Origin of the sequence: Aeromonas sp. 602396 (assembly GCF_049173735.1) — a bacterium.
Classification (GTDB): domain Bacteria; phylum Pseudomonadota; class Gammaproteobacteria; order Enterobacterales; family Aeromonadaceae; genus Aeromonas; species Aeromonas veronii_A.
In genome coordinates, this window is the sequence record NZ_JAAKSD010000002.1 from 404,955 (window position 1) to 425,568 (window position 20,614).

16 protein-coding genes are annotated in these 20,614 nt (G+C 60.1%); 4 read left to right on the forward strand and 12 right to left on the reverse strand.

Annotated features, from left to right (window positions below):
- Positions 1–9 precede the first annotated feature (9 nt).
- Complete coding sequence (locus G5229_RS05460; RefSeq protein ID WP_216978494.1) at positions 10–1,995, forward strand: MtrB/PioB family decaheme-associated outer membrane protein; 1,986 nt, start codon at positions 10–12, stop codon at positions 1,993–1,995.
- A gap of 391 nt (positions 1,996–2,386) precedes the next feature.
- On the opposite strand, the gene G5229_RS05465 is transcribed toward G5229_RS05460, so the two are convergent.
- From G5229_RS05465 to G5229_RS05500, 8 genes are all read right to left on the reverse strand, one after another.
- Positions 2,387–3,142: a substrate-binding periplasmic protein gene (locus G5229_RS05465; protein ID WP_216953321.1), complete on the reverse strand. Its 756-nt coding sequence runs from the start codon at positions 3,140–3,142 to the stop codon at positions 2,387–2,389.
- 127 nt (positions 3,143–3,269) lie between these two features.
- Positions 3,270–4,025, reverse strand: a complete 756-nt coding sequence (locus G5229_RS05470; RefSeq protein WP_216953322.1) for a substrate-binding periplasmic protein — start codon at positions 4,023–4,025, stop codon at positions 3,270–3,272.
- Positions 4,026–4,145: 120 nt separating this feature from the next.
- A complete protein-coding gene (locus tag G5229_RS05475; RefSeq protein ID WP_421208747.1) occupies positions 4,146–4,892 on the reverse strand; it encodes a substrate-binding periplasmic protein in 747 nt (248 codons plus the stop codon).
- A gap of 71 nt (positions 4,893–4,963) precedes the next feature.
- A complete protein-coding gene (locus G5229_RS05480) occupies positions 4,964–5,482 on the reverse strand; it encodes a GDYXXLXY domain-containing protein (protein ID WP_227342433.1) in 519 nt (172 codons plus the stop codon).
- The gene (locus tag G5229_RS05485) at positions 5,479–6,483 is read right to left on the reverse strand and encodes a DUF4401 domain-containing protein (RefSeq protein ID WP_421208748.1); all 1,005 of its coding nucleotides are present in this window, start codon (positions 6,481–6,483) and stop codon (positions 5,479–5,481) included. Before G5229_RS05485 ends, G5229_RS05480 begins: the two co-directional genes overlap by 4 nt.
- Positions 6,476–7,414 (reverse strand): DUF2157 domain-containing protein, encoded by a 939-nt coding sequence (locus tag G5229_RS05490; protein ID WP_421171943.1) that lies wholly within the window; start codon positions 7,412–7,414, stop codon positions 6,476–6,478. The genes G5229_RS05485 and G5229_RS05490 overlap by 8 nt, the downstream gene beginning before the upstream one ends.
- A gap of 164 nt (positions 7,415–7,578) precedes the next feature.
- Positions 7,579–8,136 (reverse strand): TMEM165/GDT1 family protein, encoded by a 558-nt coding sequence (locus tag G5229_RS05495; protein ID WP_005337386.1) that lies wholly within the window; start codon positions 8,134–8,136, stop codon positions 7,579–7,581.
- 259 nt (positions 8,137–8,395) lie between these two features.
- Entirely contained in the window at positions 8,396–8,725 is a 330-nt protein-coding gene (locus G5229_RS05500; protein WP_139428489.1) for a translation initiation factor, read from the reverse strand.
- A 119-nt stretch (positions 8,726–8,844) separates the two neighbouring features.
- Between G5229_RS05500 and G5229_RS05505 the strand changes: the two genes are divergently transcribed.
- The 3 genes from G5229_RS05505 (at position 8,845) to G5229_RS05515 (ending at position 11,710) form a co-directional block, all read left to right on the forward strand.
- Positions 8,845–9,072 carry a FeoA family protein gene (locus G5229_RS05505; protein ID WP_005337384.1) on the forward strand — a complete coding sequence of 76 codons (228 nt, stop codon included), beginning with the start codon at positions 8,845–8,847 and terminating at the stop codon, positions 9,070–9,072.
- 128 nt (positions 9,073–9,200) lie between these two features.
- Positions 9,201–11,474: a Fe(2+) transporter permease subunit FeoB gene (feoB, locus tag G5229_RS05510; protein WP_421208749.1), complete on the forward strand. Its 2,274-nt coding sequence runs from the start codon at positions 9,201–9,203 to the stop codon at positions 11,472–11,474.
- Entirely contained in the window at positions 11,471–11,710 is a 240-nt protein-coding gene (locus G5229_RS05515) for a FeoC-like transcriptional regulator (protein ID WP_005350974.1), read from the forward strand. The genes feoB and G5229_RS05515 overlap by 4 nt, the downstream gene beginning before the upstream one ends.
- A gap of 99 nt (positions 11,711–11,809) precedes the next feature.
- On the opposite strand, the gene G5229_RS05520 is transcribed toward G5229_RS05515, so the two are convergent.
- The 4 genes from G5229_RS05520 to gltB form a co-directional block, all read right to left on the reverse strand.
- Entirely contained in the window at positions 11,810–12,460 is a 651-nt protein-coding gene (locus tag G5229_RS05520; protein WP_202005516.1) for a DUF2913 family protein, read from the reverse strand.
- Between the two features lie 98 nt (positions 12,461–12,558).
- A complete protein-coding gene (locus G5229_RS05525; protein ID WP_266135581.1) occupies positions 12,559–13,854 on the reverse strand; it encodes a DEAD/DEAH box helicase in 1,296 nt (431 codons plus the stop codon).
- A gap of 342 nt (positions 13,855–14,196) precedes the next feature.
- Positions 14,197–15,612, reverse strand: a complete 1,416-nt coding sequence (locus G5229_RS05530; RefSeq protein WP_335819269.1) for an FAD-dependent oxidoreductase — start codon at positions 15,610–15,612, stop codon at positions 14,197–14,199.
- 12 nt (positions 15,613–15,624) lie between these two features.
- Positions 15,625–20,082, reverse strand: a complete 4,458-nt coding sequence (gltB, locus tag G5229_RS05535) for a glutamate synthase large subunit (protein WP_335854857.1) — start codon at positions 20,080–20,082, stop codon at positions 15,625–15,627.
- Between the last annotated feature and the right edge of the window lie 532 nt (positions 20,083–20,614).

Here is a 20,614-nt window from a genome sequence, read left to right on the forward strand (position 1 = left end):
AGAGAAGTCATGAAACATTCAACACTTTGGCTCTCCTTGCTGACCATCTTCTCGGCCCATGCCACCGAGGAGCCGCTGGCTGTCGAGGATTACTCTCTGCAATCGGCCAGGGAGGCCAAAACCGCGCGCTGGCGCTGCGCATCCTGTGAAAGCGAGAGTGGCTGGTTTGGTGAGGTGGGGCTGGGGACAGGCTACATCAACGATGATGGCGCGACCCGTTTTCGCAACTGGGTGCCCGCCGCCAACGATACCGGCATGCAGGGGATCTTTAACGCTGACCTGCAGTATCGGGGAGAGGGATCCCGTTATGGCGCACTCGAGGCCAGGGATCTTGGAATGCGCCGTTTCAGCATGTCACTGGAGCAAGGGTTCTATGATGGCGCGCGCGCCAAAATTGGCTACTCCGAAACCCCCTTTTACTGGAACAGCCATGGCAAGAGTGTCTATCGCTCTGACGATGCGCCTATGGCGGCTGGTGCGCTGGCCGAATTTGACAAGGAGGTGGTCCGCAAGAAGCTGACTATGGGGCTTGCCTATACCCCCAAGAGCCCATGGCGCCCTTATGCCGATTTCTCTTATGAGAAAAAAGAGGCAACGCTGGCCACTTATCAGTCCAGCATCCCGGGGATAGGCAGCATGCCGGGCTTTGTACCCAAGCTGGTCGATGGCAGCAGTACCACCCTGGTCAAGAGTGGCATCAGCTACCTGGGTGAAGGCTGGCTGGTTGATCTGGCCTACAACGGCTCACTCTATCGCAACGAGGAGACCGCATTCTATTTCGGTTCGGCCAGCGACCCCTATGCCAATGAGCGGGCTTACGAACCCGACAACAGCTTCCATCAGGTCAGTTTATCCGGCCAGTACAACTGGAACCGGCAGAGTCTGAGCGGTCGCATTCTCAGCAGCCGAACAACGTCGGATGGCAATCTAGCCGCCTTCCGGCAGGTGCCGATCACCCAGAGCGATTTCCACGGTGAGATCGATACCATCCAGACCAATGCCAAATGGGTGGGGCGTTTTGGCCGGGATTTGACTCTGCGGGCCGGGGGCGAATACCGGGATCGGCAGGACAACTCGGACAAGCAGGTTGTTATTGGCAAACAACGGCAGCCGGGGGATCGTTCTCACAGTAAAGCCAATCTGGAAGCGGATTACCGCCTGAGTCGATCGGTCAAGGTAACCGGGGGTTACCAGTATCGTGCCGATGAACGGGAGTACGCGGATCGTCGCAAGACGGATGAGCAGACATTGTTCCTCAAGAGTCGCTATCGCCCGGTGGGTGATCTGCAACTGGGGGGGAAACTCTCCTGGAGCACCCGGGATGGCTCTGAGTGGAAGAATAACAATACCAATGTCAGCCCGACCTTGCGTCAGTTCTATCTGGCCAATCGTGACAGGTTCGAGCTGCGTGGCGATCTGCAGTATGCCTTCAGCGAGCAGTTAAGCTCCTCGCTGGAAGGGTGGTGGGCACGGGCAAACTATCCGGAGCCTGACATCGGACTCAGTGAAGGGGAGGATTACGGTATCGATCTGACCCTTAACCAGCAGTTTGATGAGAATCTCAGTGGCCATCTCTTCAGCAATGTACAGTGGATCACCTCAAGCCAGAACCATGCTTACACCGGTGCCCCGGACTGGGATCCCTATTCGACCCGGGTTCGTGACCAAATCACTACTCTGGGAGTGGGTCTAAGCCAGAAGAAGGCGTTTGATTTGGCGCTGGAACTGGGGGTGGATTACAGCTTCTCCTATGGCCGTGGCCAGACAGATGCCAGCAAGGGTTATGACTACCCCGACCTGACCAGCAAGCAACACCGTCTGGAAGGCTATGCCCTCTATCAGCTCGACGAGAAGCAGTCACTGCGCTGGGATATGCGCTACGAGTTCTACCACGATGTGGACTACCTCTACACCGGTGAGGAGTACAGCATGGGTCATGTTAACCAGAACTATAACGGTTACTTCACCGCTATCTCCTGGCTCTACAAGTTCTAACGCCGCAAGTGCCACAAGGGGAGCCTGGCTCCCCTTTTTCATGCCCGGCACAGACACCCGAATGCGGATAGCAATTGATGCCTGGATGCCGCGAGGCATGTTGCTATCTAATTGATTTTCTATATTTCAGATCTTCCCAGCAGCTGGGTTGCGTGGCGGCACTGCGACGTTAGGCCGCTGATCTTGTGTGGCGCCGAACGGGCCGATCGGTTGATGGTGGGCGACAAGTGGCGGGTGTGAATGGCGCCGTCGTGGGGCTCGATATCGAACAGCTTATCGCCCTTCACAAGGTGGCTGCTGCTGTGCTGGTACGTGGCCAGGTGAGAGCAAACGGTAAAAAGCGAAGGGGTCCGCAGCGGGCCCCTTGTTGTTGGCGCTTTTCGCTGCGCCGCTATTTGGCGGCGGGGGCAGGGAAGTATTTGCTGTGCAGCAGCGGGTATTCACTGCTCGCCAGCACCTGGGTCAATCCGGTCTGGAACTCTTTGACCAGTTCGTCGCTTACCGGATGGCTGAAGGCGAAGCAGAACTGCTCCGAGCTAAGTACCCACTGCTCCTTGAAGCGGGCGGGGTCGAGTTTTTGCTCCACGATCAGCTGTTCCATGGTGGTTTTGTTGGTGGAGACCAGATCGATCCGACCTGAGGTGAGCATCTTCAGCGCTTGTGCCAGCCGATTGGCTGCCATCAGCTTGGTCTCGTCAAAGCCGTTGTTGAGTAGCAACTGTTCTCCCACATCAGCCCGTACCGCCCCGATATTGAATGCTTTGGCATCATCGAGCTTGGTGATAGTGATATTGCGCTCGGCCAACCCTACCAGCACGATTTCGGCGTAACCAATGGGACAGGCCCATTTGAACAGAGGATCCCGCGCCTGGGTGCGGGCGGTGGAGAAGAGTACCGCATTGGGCTTTTGGGTCAGCAGGTAGTAACCGCGCGCCCAAGGCATGATGGTGATGGGCTGCGCTGGGGTATTGGTCTTTTTCCATACCAGTTGCAGCAGTTCGACCGCGAGGCCGGTGGGGGCGCCACTTGCATCGGCGTAGTTGTAGGGTTTGTACTCTTCGGTAATGTAGTGAAGCTTGGCCAGCTCGGGGCTGGCGTTGGCAAAGGAGGTAACAAGCAGTGTGGCCAACCCGATCCATGGTTTCATTTCTCTATCCTGCTCAAGGGAATACCTATGCTCAATTGTGACCAAGCCGGATGATTTCGCCAAGGCGGGTTTGCAGTTTGGCAAAAAGTGCAGGAGGCCGCCGGCATGTTGTGCTGTGTTGCGAGGGTCAGAGAGACTGGCGCAGTGGCAGGTATTTGGCTTGCAGTTGCGAAAATTGAGGGGAGGCCCGGGCACGATCCAGAGCTTGTTGAAAGCGGCTTATATCCCTGTCTGGCACCTGACGGCTAAAGGCATAGCAGAGTGGCTTGCTGTCGAGCACAAAGGCCACATTGAAGTCATTCAGATCCATGTTGAGGTCCTTGAGGGTTTGATAGCCGACCAGCTTGTTGGTAGCAAAGAGATGGGTACGGCCCGAGGCGAGCATTTTGGCCGCCTGGCTGAGACGGTTTGCCTCGACAAGGTTGCTTTCATCCAGACCCCGCTCCTGCAACAGCTGACTCGATACGGTCGAGCGCACCACCGCAATCTTGTATTGTTTCATTTGTTCGGCAGAGACAAGGGTCAGCTTGTCAGCTGCGCGGCCAAGAAGCACAAAGTCCGAGTTGTCGATGGGGCAGGCCCACTTGAAAAGCGCTTCCCGTTCGGGTGTCCGTGCGGTGGCAAACAGCACCACATTGTGCTTGCTGCTTAGTTCTTTGTAGCCGCGGGCCCACGGCAGAATGCGTATTGGTTGGGGGGAAAGGTCACTATATTGCCAGATCATCTGCAGCAGTTCGACGGCAAGGCCGGTGGGCTGACCCTCTGCGTCACTGAAGTTAAAAGGCGGGGAGATTTCGGTGCAGTATTCGAGCTTGTCCAGATCTGCACGGGCAAAGCTGGCCCACAGAAGGAGTAGGATGTGGGAGAGATGCCATTTCCGCATGGAAGAGATCCTTCACTATATCGACAATGCCAAACAGTGTGACGGCTCGAGTTCGCAATAGCCAGCTCCTTGAGGGCAACCATAGTGCGACTGAGGGACCATCCCAGCCGCAGCCGAGAGTCAGCGCACCGGCAGGTATTTGGCCTGCAATTTGCGAAACTCCTCCGAGGCGAGGGCGCGGGTCAGGCCCTGCTGAAAGAGGGTGATCTCGCTGTCAGGCACCTGACGGCTGAAGGCGTAGCAGAGCTGCTCGGCGCTCAGCACCATGGCCACGTTGAAGTCATCGCTGCTCAGCTTCAGTTCGCGGACGGCGTCATATCCCGCCAGCTTGCTGGTGGCGAGCAGGTCGGCGCGGCCGGAGAGCAGCATCTTCAACCCCTGCGACAGGCGGTTGGCCGGGATGATGTTGTTGTCATCCATGCCGTTGTTGAGCAGCAGCTGTTCGGCTGCATCCGAGCGCACCGCGCTGATCTTGTATTGGCTCATCTGATCGAAGGCGGTCAGGGTGATGTTCCGCGCTTTGCGGCCCAGCAGTATGTATTCCGAGTAGCCGATGGGGCAGACCCACTTGAAGAGATCCTCCCGCGCCTGGGTGCGGGCGGTGGAGAAGAGCACCACGTTGGGCTTCTGGGTTAGCAAGTAATAACCTCGCGCCCAGGGCAGGATGCGCACCGGCTGGGGCGTCACGCCGCTGTGTTGCCAGATCATCTGCAGCAGATCGACCGCAAGCCCGGTGGGCTGGCCTTGCGGATCGCTGTAGTTGTAGGGGGGGTACTCTTCGGTGAGGTACTCGAGCTTGCCCAGATCAGCCCGGGCCGTCGAGGCCCAGCAGAGCAGCAACAGATGACAGATCAGCCATATCCTCATTGGGAACATCCTTAGCGATCAACCTTCCCTTGAGTGTGACCATGAACAGAGTAAATAGCCACTCACGGCCGTTACCAGCGGGCGCGGGTCTGCCCGATGGGCTGGTAGGCCTCATCCCGCAGCCCCACCAGCAGGGTCTTGCCATCGGCTTGCAGCCGGAACTCGCCGTAGCGGGCCGTTTCGTACTGCTCCCCCGTGCCCTCTTCAAAGAAGTAGGCATCGGGGCCGATCTGCCACTGCCGCTCGCTCTGGTGTACCTGCAATAGCCGCTCATCGCTGGCGAGCCGATCCGGTTTGCCATCGACCACCAGAGTGGCTACCTGATGGGCATCGAGGCGGATCACTAGGGTGTCGCTGCCCTTGTCTTGAGTCGCACGGGCGTCGCGGCTGGTCAGCTCGCGGGCAATTTCATAGTTGAGCCGCATGTAATCCCCCTGCATCAGAGAGCGGGGATCGACCGGAGCGAGCCGCAGCAGCACCACTTCGCCGCTGCTCATGGCGTGCTCATAGCGCCAGACGGTGGCATTGATGCCTGCCAGGATGGCGAGGCCGCTCAGCAACAGGGCGAGTTGTCGGGTGACGGGTTTCATGAGTCGCTCCTTGCCGCAAAGGTGGTGAGCAGCTGGCGGGCACCCAGCAGCAGGATACCGGAGCCCAGCAACAGCCAGGATTTGGTCATCAGGGTGAGCCCCAGGTCGTAGTAATAGAGCGAGCCATAGCCGAGCAGCAGCAGGGCCGAGAGGGTCATCAGCCCCAGACTGCCGGCATAAAACCCGAGGATCAGCACCAGTGCGCCTGCCCCCATGCCGGGGATGATGGCGCTGATCAGCACCAGCGGCAGGCCAAACAGCAGGGGGAGCTTGAGCTTCACCATCACCGCCAGCAGCAGGGCGGCGCAGATCAGGGGATTGAGCCAGAGCGGCAGGCGGGACAGCCCCAGTTCGTCCAGCACGCTGCTGCCGCCATCCCACAGCGGGTGGTGCAGGCGGCCCAGCACCAGCAGGGAGAGGGCGAGCCCCAGCGTGATGGAGTGGTAGAGTTGGTGACGGGCGGGATCCCTATCTGCCCGCAGCCAGCAGAAGGTGATGGCCGCCATCACCAGCGGCAGCGCCAGCAGTTGCAGCCCGATGCAAGCGAGGCCAAGGGTGAGCAGCAGGGCCGCCGCCACGCTGTGAAACAGCCGCACCAGCCAGTGATCGAACAGCACGGCGATGGCAAGGGACAGCAGGCACAACCCAAACCAGAGCAGGGCATGATGGAGATCAAGCTGATCGAGCAGGCCATAGAGCAGCCAGGCATCGGCCGCCAGGGTGAGGGCCAGCACGAACTGATCCCAGAGATCGCCGCTTTGGCTGCGATTGAGGGCGTAGGCCCCCGCCAGCAGCACGGCCCCCAGCAGCAGGGCGCTGTTGGCCTCGCGGGTCAGCTGTTCGAAGGTGAGAAACAGGAAAAAGAGCAGGAACAGGGCGGCAATCCACCCCACCAGCCCCAGCATAAAGCGGCTCGACCAGTGGGGCTGGGTATCACTGGGCTGATCCCCTTCCACCAGATTGGCCTGTTGCAGTGCTTGCCAAAGGGTCAGATCACTCATGAGACCTCCGTTGTTGTTGCAGCCAGCGGGCGGCGGTGACAGAAAGGCCGATGGCAATCAGGCTCAGCAGCAAGAAGCCGTTGATGTCGGGCTCCATCCACTTGCCCAGCGCCGCGAGGATGACGGCAATCAGGCTGAGGCACCCCATGGCGAGTCCGGCGATAAATCTGTGGTGCCACAGGGCATAGGCCGCAGCGAGCCAGCCAAGCCAGAGCGGCCACACCAGCGGGGAGGCGACATCAAACAGCGCCAGCAGGGTGAGCAGGGTGGCCCCCAGACCGGCAGCAAGGCCCGCCAGCCAGCTTGGCATCAGGCGCCAGCGGTTTGGCGCCAGCAGAAGCAGAGCCCAGAGGACAGCGTTGAGAAGGGTAAGGCACCAGCCCAATCCCTCTTCATCGAAGGTAAAGAAGAACGTGAACAAACCGAGCCGCCAGTAGAGCACCAGCGCCAGCTGGCCGAGCAGCCAGCTTAAGGTCCAGAGCAGGGGACTTTGGCCAAACGCCGCCAGCGGCACCAGCATCAGCGCCCAGGTGGCGAACAGTTGCCAGGGATCGGCGCCGGTCTGGTAGGTCTGACCCACCAGCGCCAGCAGGGCACCGATATTGAGGGCGATGGCGAGCAGCAGCGCCTGACGGGGGGTATCCCCAAGGGGTTTGCGCCACAGCAGAAGCAGCATGGCGAGCAGCGGCGCCTCCAGCAGGGCGAGGCGGGAGACCCGGCCCAACTCCTGCCAGTTGAAGGCAACGAAGAAGATGAGGCCAGCCCCGATGCAGAGGGCGCCGAGCCAGAGCAGCAGCCGGTCAAACAGCCACTGCCAGCGCGCCGGATGGGGGGGAAGATCGGCGAGGGTCAGGGCGTCCGCCAGCTTCTCTGGCGCCAGCCGTCCCTGTTTGACCCATTCGAGAAGCGTCTCTCTTGATACGTTGTGCATGGGGGGACTCCACGAGGTTTGCCCCATTATGGCATGAGGTCCCCGCAACCGTGCACTGCCCCTTGGCTGTAGGGCAGGTGGTTGCGACAGCGGGTTACGCACTAGACAAAGCAGCAAACAAAAAAGCCCTCCGAGGTGGAGGGCTTGGTCAGCGGAAAAGGCGATCAGGCAAAGATCAGGGTGCTCACCCCGAGGCCGACGAAGAGGATGGCGCAGGCGATGCGGATCCCCTTGAGCGGCAGCTTGTCTGCCCCCAGCTTGCCGATCAGCACCACCGGCACGTTGGCCAGCATCATGCCGAGGGTGGTGCCGGTAATGACCTGTACCAGCGAATCATATTTGGCGGCCAGCAGCACGGTGGCGATCTGGGTCTTGTCGCCAATCTCGGCGATGAAGAAGAGCACGAAGGTGGCCATAAAGGGGCCGTATTTATCCAGCGAGCTCTCCTCGTCATCCATCTTGTCCGGCACCAAAATCCAGATAGCCATGGCGATAAAGGCGATGGCGACCAGCCAGGTCATTATCTTGGGATCGAGCCAGCGGCTGATGAACTCACCAATCCAGGCGGCGCCCGCATGGTTGAGCAAGGTAGCCGCCAGCATGCCGGCGATGATGGGCCAGGGCTTGCGAAAACGGCAGATGAGCAGCAACGCCAACAGCTGGGTTTTATCGCCGATCTCGGCAATAGCGACGCTGAGGGTTGAGGTTAACAAGGCTTCCATAAAAATGACCGGGGGACGGAATTGTTATAAACCAAAGACAAGCCTGCGCCATCCGTCCCCGGTATTGGCACTGGCCCGTCAAAGGTCTTGTCAAATCCATGGCTGGCATGGATCACCCTGACCATGGTGATTTGGCACCAAGTATGTTGATCAGGGTCGCAAACCGGTATTCATGCAATGGATGGCACCGGCGTGCGAGACTACTCCCCCTCGATGGGAGCGGGCATTCTAGGGAAAAACCGCATGAGTGACAAGGGGATCAGCCACCCACCAGCTTGACGCTGAAACCGGCTTTCTCCAGCTCGGTTTTGATCAGGTCCCGTTTATCCCCCTGGATCTCGATCACTCCCTCCTTGATACCGCCTCCGGTGCCGCACTTTTTCTTGAGCAGGGTGGCCAGGGATTTTTGCTGATCGGCGGGTACGCCATGAATGGTGATCACCCCGGCGCCCTTGCGCCCTTTGGTCTCGCGGCGAATGCGCACGGTGCCGTCAGTGGGGAAGGGGGAGGCGGATTGGGGAGCGCTCTGCTCCTTGATCATGCCGCCATCTGTGCTGTAAACGAGGCGGCTGTTGTTGTCGTGATTCATGGCATTACTTTATGGGTTAGCTAAGCGGAGTTTGATTTTACTCAAATAAAAGTTGAAGACACAGCTTATAATGCCCCAAGTAAAAGAGAATTATTATTGTTTAACTTCAGGAGTCAGTCATGGTACTCACGCAGTTGTCACCGGGACAGAGTGCTCGCATCAAGAATATGAATCAGCTCGCCCGGCCGCTGCGCCGCAAACTGATGGTGATGGGCCTGTTGCCCCAGACTGAAGTCATTTATCTGCGCTCCGCCCCCCTGGGGGACCCGCTCCAGATCCAGTGCCAGGGGATCTGTCTCTCCATGCAAAAGAGTCTGGCCCAGCAAATAGAAGTCGAGCCGGTATAACCCCCTGTTCGGCTACCGCTTCGGTCAAGAAAGTCACCGGGAGCGGTTCAGAGACAAGAAGTCGAACCTGCAAAGCAGCTTGCCACTCGCACGCGGCGGGTTCAGAAGAAAATAGAGGTAGAGCTGGTATGAATTATTCCCTGGTAACGGTAGGTAACCCCAATAGCGGCAAGACCTCCCTGTTCAACGCCCTGACCGGCGCCCGCCAGCAGGTAGGCAACTGGAGTGGCGTCACCGTCGACAAGAAGATGGGTGAGTTCAGCGCGGGTGAGCATCACTTCAAGCTGATGGATCTGCCCGGCATCTATAGCCTGGCGGGTCAGGATGGCAGTCTGGACGAGCAGATCGCCAGCCGCTTTGCCCAGGGCCAACAACCCGACCTGCTGCTCAACGTCATCGACGCCGCCAATCTGGAGCGCTCCCTCTACCTCACGCTGCAACTGCGCGAACTGGGCCTGCCCATGGTGGTGGTGCTCAACAAGCTGGATATCCTGCAAAAGCGCCGCATCGTCATCGACGATAGCAAACTCGGCAAATCCCTCGGTTGCCCTGTAGTGGCCCTCTCTGCCCACAACAGCAAGCAGGTTGCCGCCTTCAAGCAGCAGATCCGGCAGTTTATCGGTCAGCCGCAAGCAGCCTTGCAACTCGATTACGGCCAAGAGTTTGAAACCGATCTGGCGGAGCTGGAGACCCTGCTCGCCCCGCATCACCTCACTACCCGTGGCCGCGCCCTGCGCCTGCTGGAAGAGGATGCGGTGATGCAGGAGACTCTGCTGCCCGGTCAGCAGGCGGCCGCCGCCAATGTGGTAGCTCGCGCTCATCAAGGGCAGGATATCGACCTGCAACTGGCGGATATTCGCTACGGCCATATCCACCAGTGGGTACAACAGGCTCGCCAGCAGAAGGGCAAGCTCACCGAGGCCCAGAGTGAGTGGCTGGATCGGGTGCTGCTCAATCGCTGGATTGGCATCCCCTTCTTCCTGTTTGTCATGTACCTGATGTTCATGTTCGCCATCAAGGTGGGCAGCGCCTTTATCGACTTCTTCGACATCATGGGCGGCGCCCTGTTTGTCGATGGGGTGCACCACCTGCTGGGGCTGATCAATGCCCCCGAATGGTTGGGCGCCATTCTGGCTGACGGCTTCGGGGTTGGTTTGCAGACCGTGGCCACCTTTATTCCGGTGATTGGTTGCCTCTATCTGTTCCTCGCGGTACTGGAGAGCTCCGGCTATCTGGCCCGCGCCGCCTTCGTGGTGGATGCCCTGATGCGCCGCCTCGGCCTGCCGGGCAAGGCGTTCGTGCCGATGCTGATGGGCTTTGGCTGTACCGTCCCCTCGGTGATGGCGACCCGTACCCTCAACTCCGAGCGGGAGCGGCTGATGACCTCCGCCATGGCCCCCTTCATGTCGTGCGGTGCCCGTCTGCCGGTTTACGCCCTGTTTGCGGTGGCCTTCTTCCCTGAATCAGGCCAGAACCTGGTGTTCGGTCTCTACCTCATCGGTATTCTGGTGGCGGTGCTCACTGGCCTGCTGCTGCGCAATACCCTGCTGCCGGGCAAGAGCGACTCCATGCTGATGGAGATGCCGGATTACGAGTGGCCGCGTCCTGTCAACGTTGCCATCAAGACCTGGCAGAAGCTCAAATCCTTCGTCTTTGGCGCCGGTAAAACCATCGTGCTGGTGGTTGCCGTGCTGAGCGTGCTTAACTCCCTGGGTACCGATGGCAGCTTTGGCCATCAGGAGCAGGAGAGCTCGGTCCTGAGCAAGATAAGCCAAGCGGTGACCCCGGTGCTGCACCCCATAGGTGTACGCGATGACAACTGGCAGGCCACGGTCGGTATCGTCACCGGTATCTTCGCCAAAGAGGCGGTGGTCGGGACCCTCAACAGCCTCTACGCCGGTGGTGGCGCAGATGAAGAGGAGGCGAGCGAGTTCTCGCTGGTGGCCAGCTTCCACGAGGCGATCGATGCCGTGGCAGCCAATCTGGCGGAGATCAACCCGAGCGACCCTATGGGGCTTGATGTTGGCAACCTCGACGACCAGAAAGCTGCCGCCGAGGCGCAGGAGGTCGATGTCTCCACCTACGGCAACATGCAGACCCACTTCGACGGGGCGGCCGGTGCCTTTGCCTACCTCTTGTTCGTGCTGCTCTACATGCCTTGCGCCGCCGCCATGGGTGCCCTGGTGCGGGAAACCGGTCGCCAGTGGGCCCTCTTTACCGCGGCCTGGTGCAACTATATGGCCTTTATGTGCGCGACCCTCTTCTATCAGGTGGCCACCTTCGCCGCTCATCCGGAGCAGAGCCTGTTCTGGATCGTCAGCTATGGCCTCTCTCTGGTACTGCTCTGGTGGGCCGGTCGCCGTCACGGTGACATCGTCGCCCGCAAGGTGGTGACCTTATGATCCTGCGCGAGCTGGGGGATTACCTCGCCGCGCAGCAGAAGGTGAGCCGGCGTGATCTGGCTCGCCACTTCCACACCTCGGAAGATGCGGTGGAGGCCATGCTCGGCGTCTGGATGCGCAAGGGGCGGGTCATCAAGCGCGAGAGTCGGGTCTGTGGTGGCAGTTGCTGCGGCAAGAGCGAGGAGGTGATGTTCGAGTGGTGTGACGCGGGCCAGATTGGCATCAAGATCCGCTAAACGACTACCAGACCTCATCACCAAACATCGAACAATAAAAAACGGCAGGCCCTGCTTTAAATGAGGGTCTGCCGTTTTTATTGCTGAAAACAGGCGAGATCAGGCGCTCTGGCGAGCCTCGCTCAGCAGTGCCAGCGCCGGTTGGGCGTTGTCCGGCATCAGCCGGTAGGCCTTGTGGTGTTTGACCAGGGTGGCTTTCTTGTTGCCCTGGCTCAGCAGCAGGCCGTGCTTGAAGGCCGCCTCGGCCAGCACCTTCTCGTCACCGCGCACATAGAGGGTGAGGGGTTTGACAAGCTCACCGTCCTCGATATGGCCTTCATATTCGCTATGGCTTACCACCAGACTCGCCTGACCGCCCGATTGCAGGCGCAGCTTGGCGTCCACCTCGCTCTCGGTCAGCACCAGCCAGCCTGCCGCTGAGAGCTCCTCCAGCAGGGCAGCCAGCTTGGCCCCCAGTTGTTGCGGGTTGGTCATGGCGCACTGGTATTGGAAGGCGATGCGCGCAAGCAATCCCTTGAGATCGGCACCCGCGCCCAGGGTGCGGCCAAGCTGCACCCAAGCTTTCAAATCTTCCATCACCAGACGGGAGAAGCGCTTCTCCTTGAGGGAGTCGGCCATCCAGGTGCAGAGAAAGTGGCTCTCTTGGGCTGGAGTGCGCTTGCCCGCCTTTTGTTCGGCGGTGCGGGCCAGTTCGGCCAGGCTCTGGGTGGCCATCTCGAGCAGGGCCTGATTGTAGGTCGGAGAGGTCATAAGCAATCCTTCAGTTGACCACCAGGGGTCAACACCGATGACAGAGATGGCAAAGGCGCCAGTGGCGCCTTTGCGGTTCAATAGAGCAACTGCCCGCCTTATTTCGGCTGACGGGGCTTCTTGGCGGCGGCCAGACGCTTGAGGCGCTGACCCTGCAGCTTGGCTTCGGCCATCACCTGGGCTACGGCGTTATCTTCACGCTGCGGCCGCTTGCCGAAGCGGCGACGCTCCTGCAAATGCTTGATCAACTCGTCACGGCTGCTCACCTCATAGCCCGGCACCATGATGCGGCGGATCTTCTGGCCGATCAGGGCCTCGATCTCCAGCAGGGTACGCTCCTCTTCACGGCTGACGAAGGAGATGGCCATGCCGCGCTTGCCGGCACGACCGGTACGGCCGATACGGTGCACGTAATCTTCCGCCAGGAACGGCAGATCATAGTTGACCACATATTCCAGGCTCGGAATGTCCAGACCACGGGCGGCCACTTCGGTGGCCACCAGTACCCGTACCTTGCCTTCCATGAATTCGCGCAGGGCGCGGCGACGGTTGCCCTGGGCCTTCTCGCCATGGACCACGGCGGACTTGATGCCGTCGAGGTTCAGCTCCTCGACCAGCACATCACAGCTTTCGCGGGTACTGGCGAACACCAGCACCTGCTGCCAGTTCTGTTTGCCAATCAGCTCTGAGAGCAGCTCGCGCTTGCGCTTCTGCTCGACCGGATAGACGGTGTGGCTGACGGTGTCGGCGGTGGAGTTCTGCTTGTTGACGCTGACGATCTGCGGGCGATCCAGCATCAGGTTGGCCAGCTTCTTCACCGCGTCGGAGAAGGTGGCGGAGAAGAGCAGGTTCTGACGGGTCTTGTTGACCGCTTGCAGGATCTTTTGCACATCGGCACTGAAGCCCATGTCGAGGATGCGATCCGCTTCATCCATCACCAGACACTCGACGCCGGAGAGGCTGAGGTTGCAGGCGGTGAGGTGCTCCAGCAGACGGCCCGGGGTGGCCACAATGATGTGTGCGCCCGCTTTGAGCTTCTTGGCCTGCACGTCCTGCTTGCCACCACCGACGATGGTGATGGTGGTGATATCGAGATACTTGGCGAAGTCATTGATGTTGCTCGCCACCTGAGCCGCCAGCTCGCGGGTCGGGGTCAGGATCAGCACACGGGCGTTGGAAGGCTGGACCGGAGCCGGATTGTCTACCAGACGTTGCAAGATGGGCAGGGCGAAGGCGGCGGTCTTGCCGGTACCGGTCTGGGCGCTGGCCAGCACATCGCGGCCACGGCGAATGGCCGGGATCGCCTGTTGCTGCACAGGGGTCATCTCCTGATAACCGCAATCTGAGACAGCACGCAAAATCTCGGGGGCAAAATCGAACGATTCAAATCTCATAATGGGTTCCTGTGTTCCAGCTGGGCTGTGTTTGGCTTGGTTAGCTCGGCATGAGCGAGACGGAGGTTGTAACCACCGACGGCTGCGCCTGACATCAAGTCAGAGAGTGAGCCGGAAAATGGCGGGCGCGAAGTGTAACAGATAGACGTCACAAATTCTGCCTCAAATGGTTGGAGTTTTTCCCGTGGCAGTTGCCCAGTGTAGGAGCCATCGCAAGGCACTGCATCTAGTTATCTTCACGGCTGCCAGGAGCGTATGAGCGGTTGGTGAGCGCGCATAGAAAATCAGCCCCGCATTGGCGGGGCTGACTGTTAGGGAACATCACGGCTGTGGCCGGTCAGATCAGACCGCCAGATAGTCCATGATCCCTTCGGCCGCTTTGCGCCCTTCGTAGATGGCGGTCACCACCAGATCGGAGCCACGCACCGCGTCGCCACCGGCGAACACCTTGGGGTTGCTGGTCTGGAAGGCATATTCCGCCTGCTCGCGCGCCTTGATGCGATCCCGGTTGTCGAGCTCGATGCCGAACTCCGCCATCCAGGGTTGGGGGTTGGGTTGGAAGCCAAATGCCATCACCACCGCATCGGCAGCCAGCACCTGCTCGGAGCCTTCGATGACCACCGGATTGCGGCGGCCATTGGCATCGGGTTCACCCAGCTCGGTGCTCACCACCTTGATGCCGACGGTGCGACCGTTGGCATCCAGCTCGACCGCTACCGGTTGCAGGTTGAACATGAACTCAACCCCCTCCTCGCGGGCGTTTTTCACCTCCCGCTTGGAGCCCGGCATGTTCTCCTCGTCGCGGCGATAGGCGCAGACCACCTTGTCAGCCCCCTGACGGATGGCGGTTCGCACGCAGTCCATGGCGGTATCGCCACCGCCCAGCACCACCACCTGCTTGCCAGCGAAGTCGATATAGTCGGCTTGCGCCTTCTCGAACCCCAGCAAGCGGTTGGCGTTGGCGATGAGGTAGGGCAGAGCGTCATAGACTCCCGGCGCCTCTTCGTTGGCAAAACCGCCCTTCATGTACTTGTAGGTGCCGACCCCGAGGAAGACCGCATCGAACTCGCCGAGCAGATCGGCGAAGGTGATGTCCTTGCCCACTTCGGTCTCGAGTCGAAACTCCACGCCCATCCCCTGGAAGATCTCGCGGCGACGCTGCATCACCTCTTTTTCCAGCTTGAAGGAGGGGATACCGAAAGTGAGCAGGCCGCCGATCTCCGGATATTTGTCAAACACCACCGGGGTGACGCCATTGCGTGCCAGCACATCGGCACAGGCAAGGCCAGCAGGGCCGGCGCCGATGACGGCGACCCGCTTGCCGGTCTTGACCACGTTCGAGAGATCGGGCTTCCAGCCCATCTCGAACGCCTTGTCGGTGATGTACTTTTCGATATTGCCGATGGTCACCGCACCGAAGCGATCGTTGAGGGTACAGGAGCCCTCGCAGAGGCGATCCTGCGGGCAGACCCGACCGCACACTTCCGGCAGGCTGTTGGTCTGGTGGGAGAGCTCCACCGCCTCAAGAATGCGCCCCTCTTTGGCCAGTTTCAGCCAGTTGGGGATGTAGTTGTGGACCGGACACTTCCACTCGCAATAGGGGTTGCCGCACTCGAGGCAGCGATCCGCCTGCATCTGTACCTGCGGCTGATTGAAGGACTCGTAGATCTCCACAAACTGGATTTTGCGGATCTTGAGCGGCTTCTTGGGCGGGTCGACCCGCTGGACATCGATAAACTGAAATACGTTCTGGCTCATAGGGTTCCCTCCTTATTGCGCCTGGATTCTGAGTTCTGCACTGGAACGGCTGGTGTGACCCAGCAGCGATTTCACGTCGCTGGACTTGGGTTTGATCAGCCTGAACTTGGGCACATAGGAGTCGAAGTTGGCCAGGATCTCCTCGGCGCGCGAGCTGCCGGTCTCATTGAGGTGCGCCGTGATGATGCCGCGCAGGTGCTCCTGATGGATGGCGAGATCCGCCACGTCCAGCAGTTCCACCAGCTCGGGGTTGGTGCGCTTGGCGAAGTTGCCGCACTCGTCGAGCACGTAGGCAAAGCCGCCGGTCATGCCCGCCGCGAAGTTGACGCCAGTCTGACCCAGTACGGTGACGATGCCGCCGGTCATATATTCACAACCGTTGTCGCCAATCCCCTCGACCACCGCCAGGGCACCTGAGTTGCGCACCGCGAAACGCTCGCCGGCAGTGCCCGCGGCGTAGAGTTTGCCGCCGGTGGCGCCGTAGAGGCAGGTGTTGCCGATGATGGCTGCTTCGTGGGATTTGAACGCCACGCCGACATGGGGCTTGATCACCAGCTTGCCGCCGGTCATCCCCTTGCCCACGTAGTCGTTGGCGTCACCGGTGAGGATCATCTCAAGGCCCCCTGCGTTCCAGACGCCGAAGCTCTGGCCTGCGGTGCCGTTGAAGTGCACCTTGACCGGATCCGCCGCCATCCCCTGATTGCCGTGACGTTTGACGATCTCGCCCGAGAGGCGCGCACCCACCGAGCGGTCGGTGTTGCGAATGTCGTAGCGGAACTCGCCGCCGCTTGAGGTTTCCACCGCCTCCAGCAGATCCTCCACCATTTTCAGGTTGAGCGGCCCCTTGTCGAAGGTGGGGTTGTGCTGCTGGCTAAACAGGCTGGAACCTGCCGGTGCCACCGGACGAGCCAGAATGCCGGAGAGATCCAGCTTGGCCTGACGGGCGGTGAGGCCGGGCAGAGCTTCCAGCAGATCGGTGCGGCCAATCAGGTCGGTCAGCTGGGTGACGCCGAGCTGAGCCATCAGCTCGCGGGTCTCTTCGGCGATGAACTTGAAGTAGTTCATCACCATCTCCGGCAGGCCGGTGAAGTGCTCGCGACGCAGCTTCTCATCCTGAGTGGCTACGCCGGTGGCACAGTTGTTCAGGTGGCAGATCCGCAGGTATTTGCAACCGAGCGCCACCATGGGGCCGGTGCCAAAGCCGAAGCTCTCGGCGCCGAGGATGGCCGCCTTGATGATGTCCAGACCAGTCTTGAGGCCGCCATCCACCTGCAGCCGCACCTTGTGGCGCAGACCGTTGGCGACCAGCGCCTGTTGGGTTTCAGCCAGACCCAGCTCCCACGGGGAGCCGGCATATTTGACCGAGGTGAGGGGGCTGGCACCGGTACCGCCGTCATAACCGGAGATGGTGATGAAGTCGGCATAGGCCTTTGCCACGCCGCAGGCAATGGTGCCAACGCCGGGCTCGGAGACCAGTTTCACCGACACCAGACAGCTCGGGTTGATCTGCTTGATGTCGAAGATGAGCTGGGCCAGATCCTCGATGGAGTAGATGTCGTGGTGCGGCGGCGGCGAGATCAGGGTCACGCCGGGCACGGAATAGCGCAGCTGGGCGATCTGGGCAGTCACCTTGTCACCGGGCAGCTGGCCCCCTTCGCCGGGCTTGGCCCCCTGAGCCACCTTGATCTGCACTACATCGGCGTTCATCAGGTAGTGGGGGGTGACGCCAAAGCGGCCGGAAGCCACCTGCTTGATGCGGGAGTTCTTCTCGGTACCGAAGCGCTTGGGATCTTCGCCACCTTCGCCGGAGTTGCTCTGACCGCCGAGGCGGTTCATGGCAACAGCCAGTGCCTCGTGGGCCTCAGGACCGAGGGCACCGATGGACATGGCGGCGGAGTCGAAGCGGGGGAACAGCTTGTCGGCCGGCTCAACCTGATCCAGTGCGACCGGATTGTCGACCTTCTTCAGGGCCAACAGGTCACGCAAGGTAGAGACCGGGCGCTCGTTGACCAGACGGGCGTACTCCTTGTAATCGGCATAGTTGCCGGAACGCACCGCGGTTTGCAGGGTCTGCACCACATCCGGGTTGTAGGTGTGGTACTCGCCGCCGTGGACGAACTTGAGCAGGCCGCCGTGGGCGAGGGGCTTGCGGGCCAGCCAGGCCTGACGGGCCAGCTTGAGCTGATCCTGCTGGATGTCGGCAAAGTCGGCGCCCTGAATACGGCTCGATACGCCGCGGAAACAGGTCTCGACCACGGCTTTGGCCAGACCCACTGCCTCAAACAGCTGGGAGCAGCGGTAGCTGGCGACCGTGCTGATGCCCATCTTGGACATCACCTTGTAGAGCCCCTTGTTGATGCCGTTGCGGTAGTTGACCATCGCCTGGCGCAGGGGCATGGCGAGCACACCCTCTTCAACCTGCTTGGCCAAGGTTTCGTAGGCCAGATAGGGGTAGATGGCGGTTGCGCCAAAGCCGAGCAGCACCGAGAAGTGGTGCGGGTCGCGTACGCTCGCGGTCTCCACCAGAATATTGGCGTCACAGCGCAGGTTGTTGTCCACCAGAGTACGCTGTACCGCACCCACCGCCATGGCGGCCGGGATCGGCAGGGTATCGATGCTGATGTCGCGGTCCGACAGCACCAGCAGCACGGTACCGCTCCTGGCGGCAGCCTTGGCCTCCTCGCAGATGCGCAGGATGGCGGCCTCCAGCCCCTCTTCGGGCTTGAAGTTGAGGCTGATCACCTTGTGGCGGTAGTACTCTCCTTCCAGAGCCAGCAGCTGGTGGAAGTCGGAGTAGAGCAGGATCGGTGACTGGAACAGCACCCGGTGGGCGTGGCCGAAGGTCTCGTTGAAGACGTTCTGCTCGCGACCGATACAGGTGGCGAGCGACATCACGTGATTCTCCCGCAGCGGATCGATGGGCGGGTTGGTCACCTGCGCAAACATCTGGCGGAAGTAGTCATAAAGGGTGCGCGCGCTGGAAGAGAGCACTGCCATCGGGGTGTCATCCCCCATGGAGCCCACCGCCTCCTGACCATTTTCACCGAGCACCCGGATGATCTGATCCAGCTCCTCGAAGGAGTAGCCAAACAACTTCTGATAGGTTTTCAGCTGGTCATCAGAGAACTCGCGGCTACCGGTCTGGCTGTCGTCCATCTGCTCGAAGGGGACTAGTCGGCGGCAATGTTTATCCATCCACTGCTTGTAGGTGTGACGGTTCTTGAGGTCGTCATCGATCTCGAAGCTGGTCCACACCTTGCCGTTGCTGGTATCCACCACGAACAGCTCGCCCGGGCCGACCCGGCCCTTCTCCAGCACTTCGTCCGGGGTGTAGTCCCAGGTACCGACTTCTGAGGCGAGGGTGATGAACTTGTCCTTGGTGATGACGTAGCGGGCCGGACGCAGACCGTTGCGATCAAGTGCGCAGGTGGCGTAGCGACCATCGGTCATGACGATACCGGCGGGGCCATCCCATGGCTCCATGTGCATGGAGTTGAAGTCGTAGAAGGCGCGCAGGTCATCATCCATGTTCGGGTGTTTTTGCCATGCAGGCGGGATCAACAGGCGCATGGCGCGGAACAGGTCCATGCCACCGGCGAGGAAGAGATCCAGCATGTTGTCGAGGCTGGAGGAGTCAGAGCCGGTGGTGTTGACGAAGGGGGCCGCTTCCTGCAAATCGGGAATGAGCGGCGTGGCAAACTTGTAGCTGCGTGCCTTGGCCCACTGGCGGTTGCCGGCGATGGTGTTGATCTCGCCGTTGTGGGCCAGATAGCGAAACGGCTGCGCCAGCGGCCAGCGCGGGCTGGTGTTGGTGGAGAAACGCTGGTGGAAGACGCAGATGGCCGCCTGCATACGTATGTCGGCGAGATCCAGATAGAAGCGCGGCAAGTCCACCGGCATGCACAGCCCTTTATAGACGGTGACCAGGTTGGAGAGGCTGACCACATAGAAGTAGTCGTCGTTGACGCGCTTTTCGATGCGGCGACGCACGATATAGAGACGGCGCTCGAGATCCTTGTCGACCCAGCCGGGCGGGGCGTTGACAAAGACCTGTTCAATGCTTGGCAGGGAGGCTTTGGCGATGGTACCCAGTACGTTGGTATCGACGGGCACCTTGCGCCAGCCGACCAGACTCAGGGTCTCTTTTTCCAGCTCTTCGTCTATGATGTCGCGGGTCTGCTGGGCCAATACGGGGTCAGGGTTGAGAAACAGCATGCCGACCGCATAGTTGCGGCCAAGGTGCCATCCCTTCTCCTCGGCGACAGCTCTGAAGAAGCTGTCCGGTTTTTGCAGCAGCAGACCGCAACCATCGCCGGTCTTGCCATCGGCGGAGATCCCGCCGCGGTGCTGCATGCGAGCCAATGCTGACATCGCGAGACGGACAAGCTTGTGGCTGGCTTCCCCTTCCATGTGGGCCAACAGGCCGAAGCCACAGTTATCCCTCTCCAGCTTTGGATCATATAGTGACATTGCATTTCTCCCTTGCTCGGCCTTGTATCGCACAGTCATCACCTGACTGCATAAATTGCGATTGGCTCTTGTGGTTCCGTCTGCCTGACGTGGCGAATCTCCAAACTAATGGGATTTTCTGGCGAGGTCAATCGCAGGTCAGGTTTGTCTTCATGATTACATTCGCATAACAAAATGTCGGGTTAGGGGGATTCGCTCGCAGTTATGGAGTGTTTATTCTGTGTATTTTTATTTTGTTGGTTAAATATATCGTCATTGGCGGGCTCAATGGTGCGCTCGGCGACGGTGGGCGAATGTAGTAATTTTACCAACCCGATGTGGCCGACAGCGGAAGGGATCACATTTTCAATATCCCATGCTTGCAATTGTGTGCTGTCGGGTCTCTTTGAATTTTTCATTGTTCAACAGTGGGTTATCAGGTCTCATTTTCATATGGATGTTTACTGTTTGAATCGTCAAAGAACTGTAAAAATCCTTTTTTTGCGATTTTTCTCTATATTTATTCAAAATTGGTCGGGTATTTATATGTTTT

Coding starts and splice junctions, on each gene's coding strand:
- G5229_RS05460 (WP_216978494.1), top strand. CDS start 10: ATGAAACATTCAACACTTTGGCTCTCCTTGCTGACCATCTTCTCGGCC.
- G5229_RS05465 (WP_216953321.1), bottom strand. CDS start 3,142: ATGAAACCATGGATCGGGTTGGCCACACTGCTTGTTACCTCCTTTGCC.
- G5229_RS05470 (WP_216953322.1), bottom strand. CDS start 4,025: ATGCGGAAATGGCATCTCTCCCACATCCTACTCCTTCTGTGGGCCAGC.
- G5229_RS05475 (WP_421208747.1), bottom strand. CDS start 4,892: ATGAGGATATGGCTGATCTGTCATCTGTTGCTGCTCTGCTGGGCCTCG.
- G5229_RS05480 (WP_227342433.1), bottom strand. CDS start 5,482: ATGAAACCCGTCACCCGACAACTCGCCCTGTTGCTGAGCGGCCTCGCC.
- G5229_RS05485 (WP_421208748.1), bottom strand. CDS start 6,483: ATGAGTGATCTGACCCTTTGGCAAGCACTGCAACAGGCCAATCTGGTG.
- G5229_RS05490 (WP_421171943.1), bottom strand. CDS start 7,414: ATGCACAACGTATCAAGAGAGACGCTTCTCGAATGGGTCAAACAGGGA.
- G5229_RS05495 (WP_005337386.1), bottom strand. CDS start 8,136: ATGGAAGCCTTGTTAACCTCAACCCTCAGCGTCGCTATTGCCGAGATC.
- G5229_RS05500 (WP_139428489.1), bottom strand. CDS start 8,725: ATGAATCACGACAACAACAGCCGCCTCGTTTACAGCACAGATGGCGGC.
- G5229_RS05505 (WP_005337384.1), top strand. CDS start 8,845: ATGGTACTCACGCAGTTGTCACCGGGACAGAGTGCTCGCATCAAGAAT.
- feoB (WP_421208749.1), top strand. CDS start 9,201: ATGAATTATTCCCTGGTAACGGTAGGTAACCCCAATAGCGGCAAGACC.
- G5229_RS05515 (WP_005350974.1), top strand. CDS start 11,471: ATGATCCTGCGCGAGCTGGGGGATTACCTCGCCGCGCAGCAGAAGGTG.
- G5229_RS05520 (WP_202005516.1), bottom strand. CDS start 12,460: ATGACCTCTCCGACCTACAATCAGGCCCTGCTCGAGATGGCCACCCAG.
- G5229_RS05525 (WP_266135581.1), bottom strand. CDS start 13,854: ATGAGATTTGAATCGTTCGATTTTGCCCCCGAGATTTTGCGTGCTGTC.
- G5229_RS05530 (WP_335819269.1), bottom strand. CDS start 15,612: ATGAGCCAGAACGTATTTCAGTTTATCGATGTCCAGCGGGTCGACCCG.
- gltB (WP_335854857.1), bottom strand. CDS start 20,082: ATGTCACTATATGATCCAAAGCTGGAGAGGGATAACTGTGGCTTCGGC.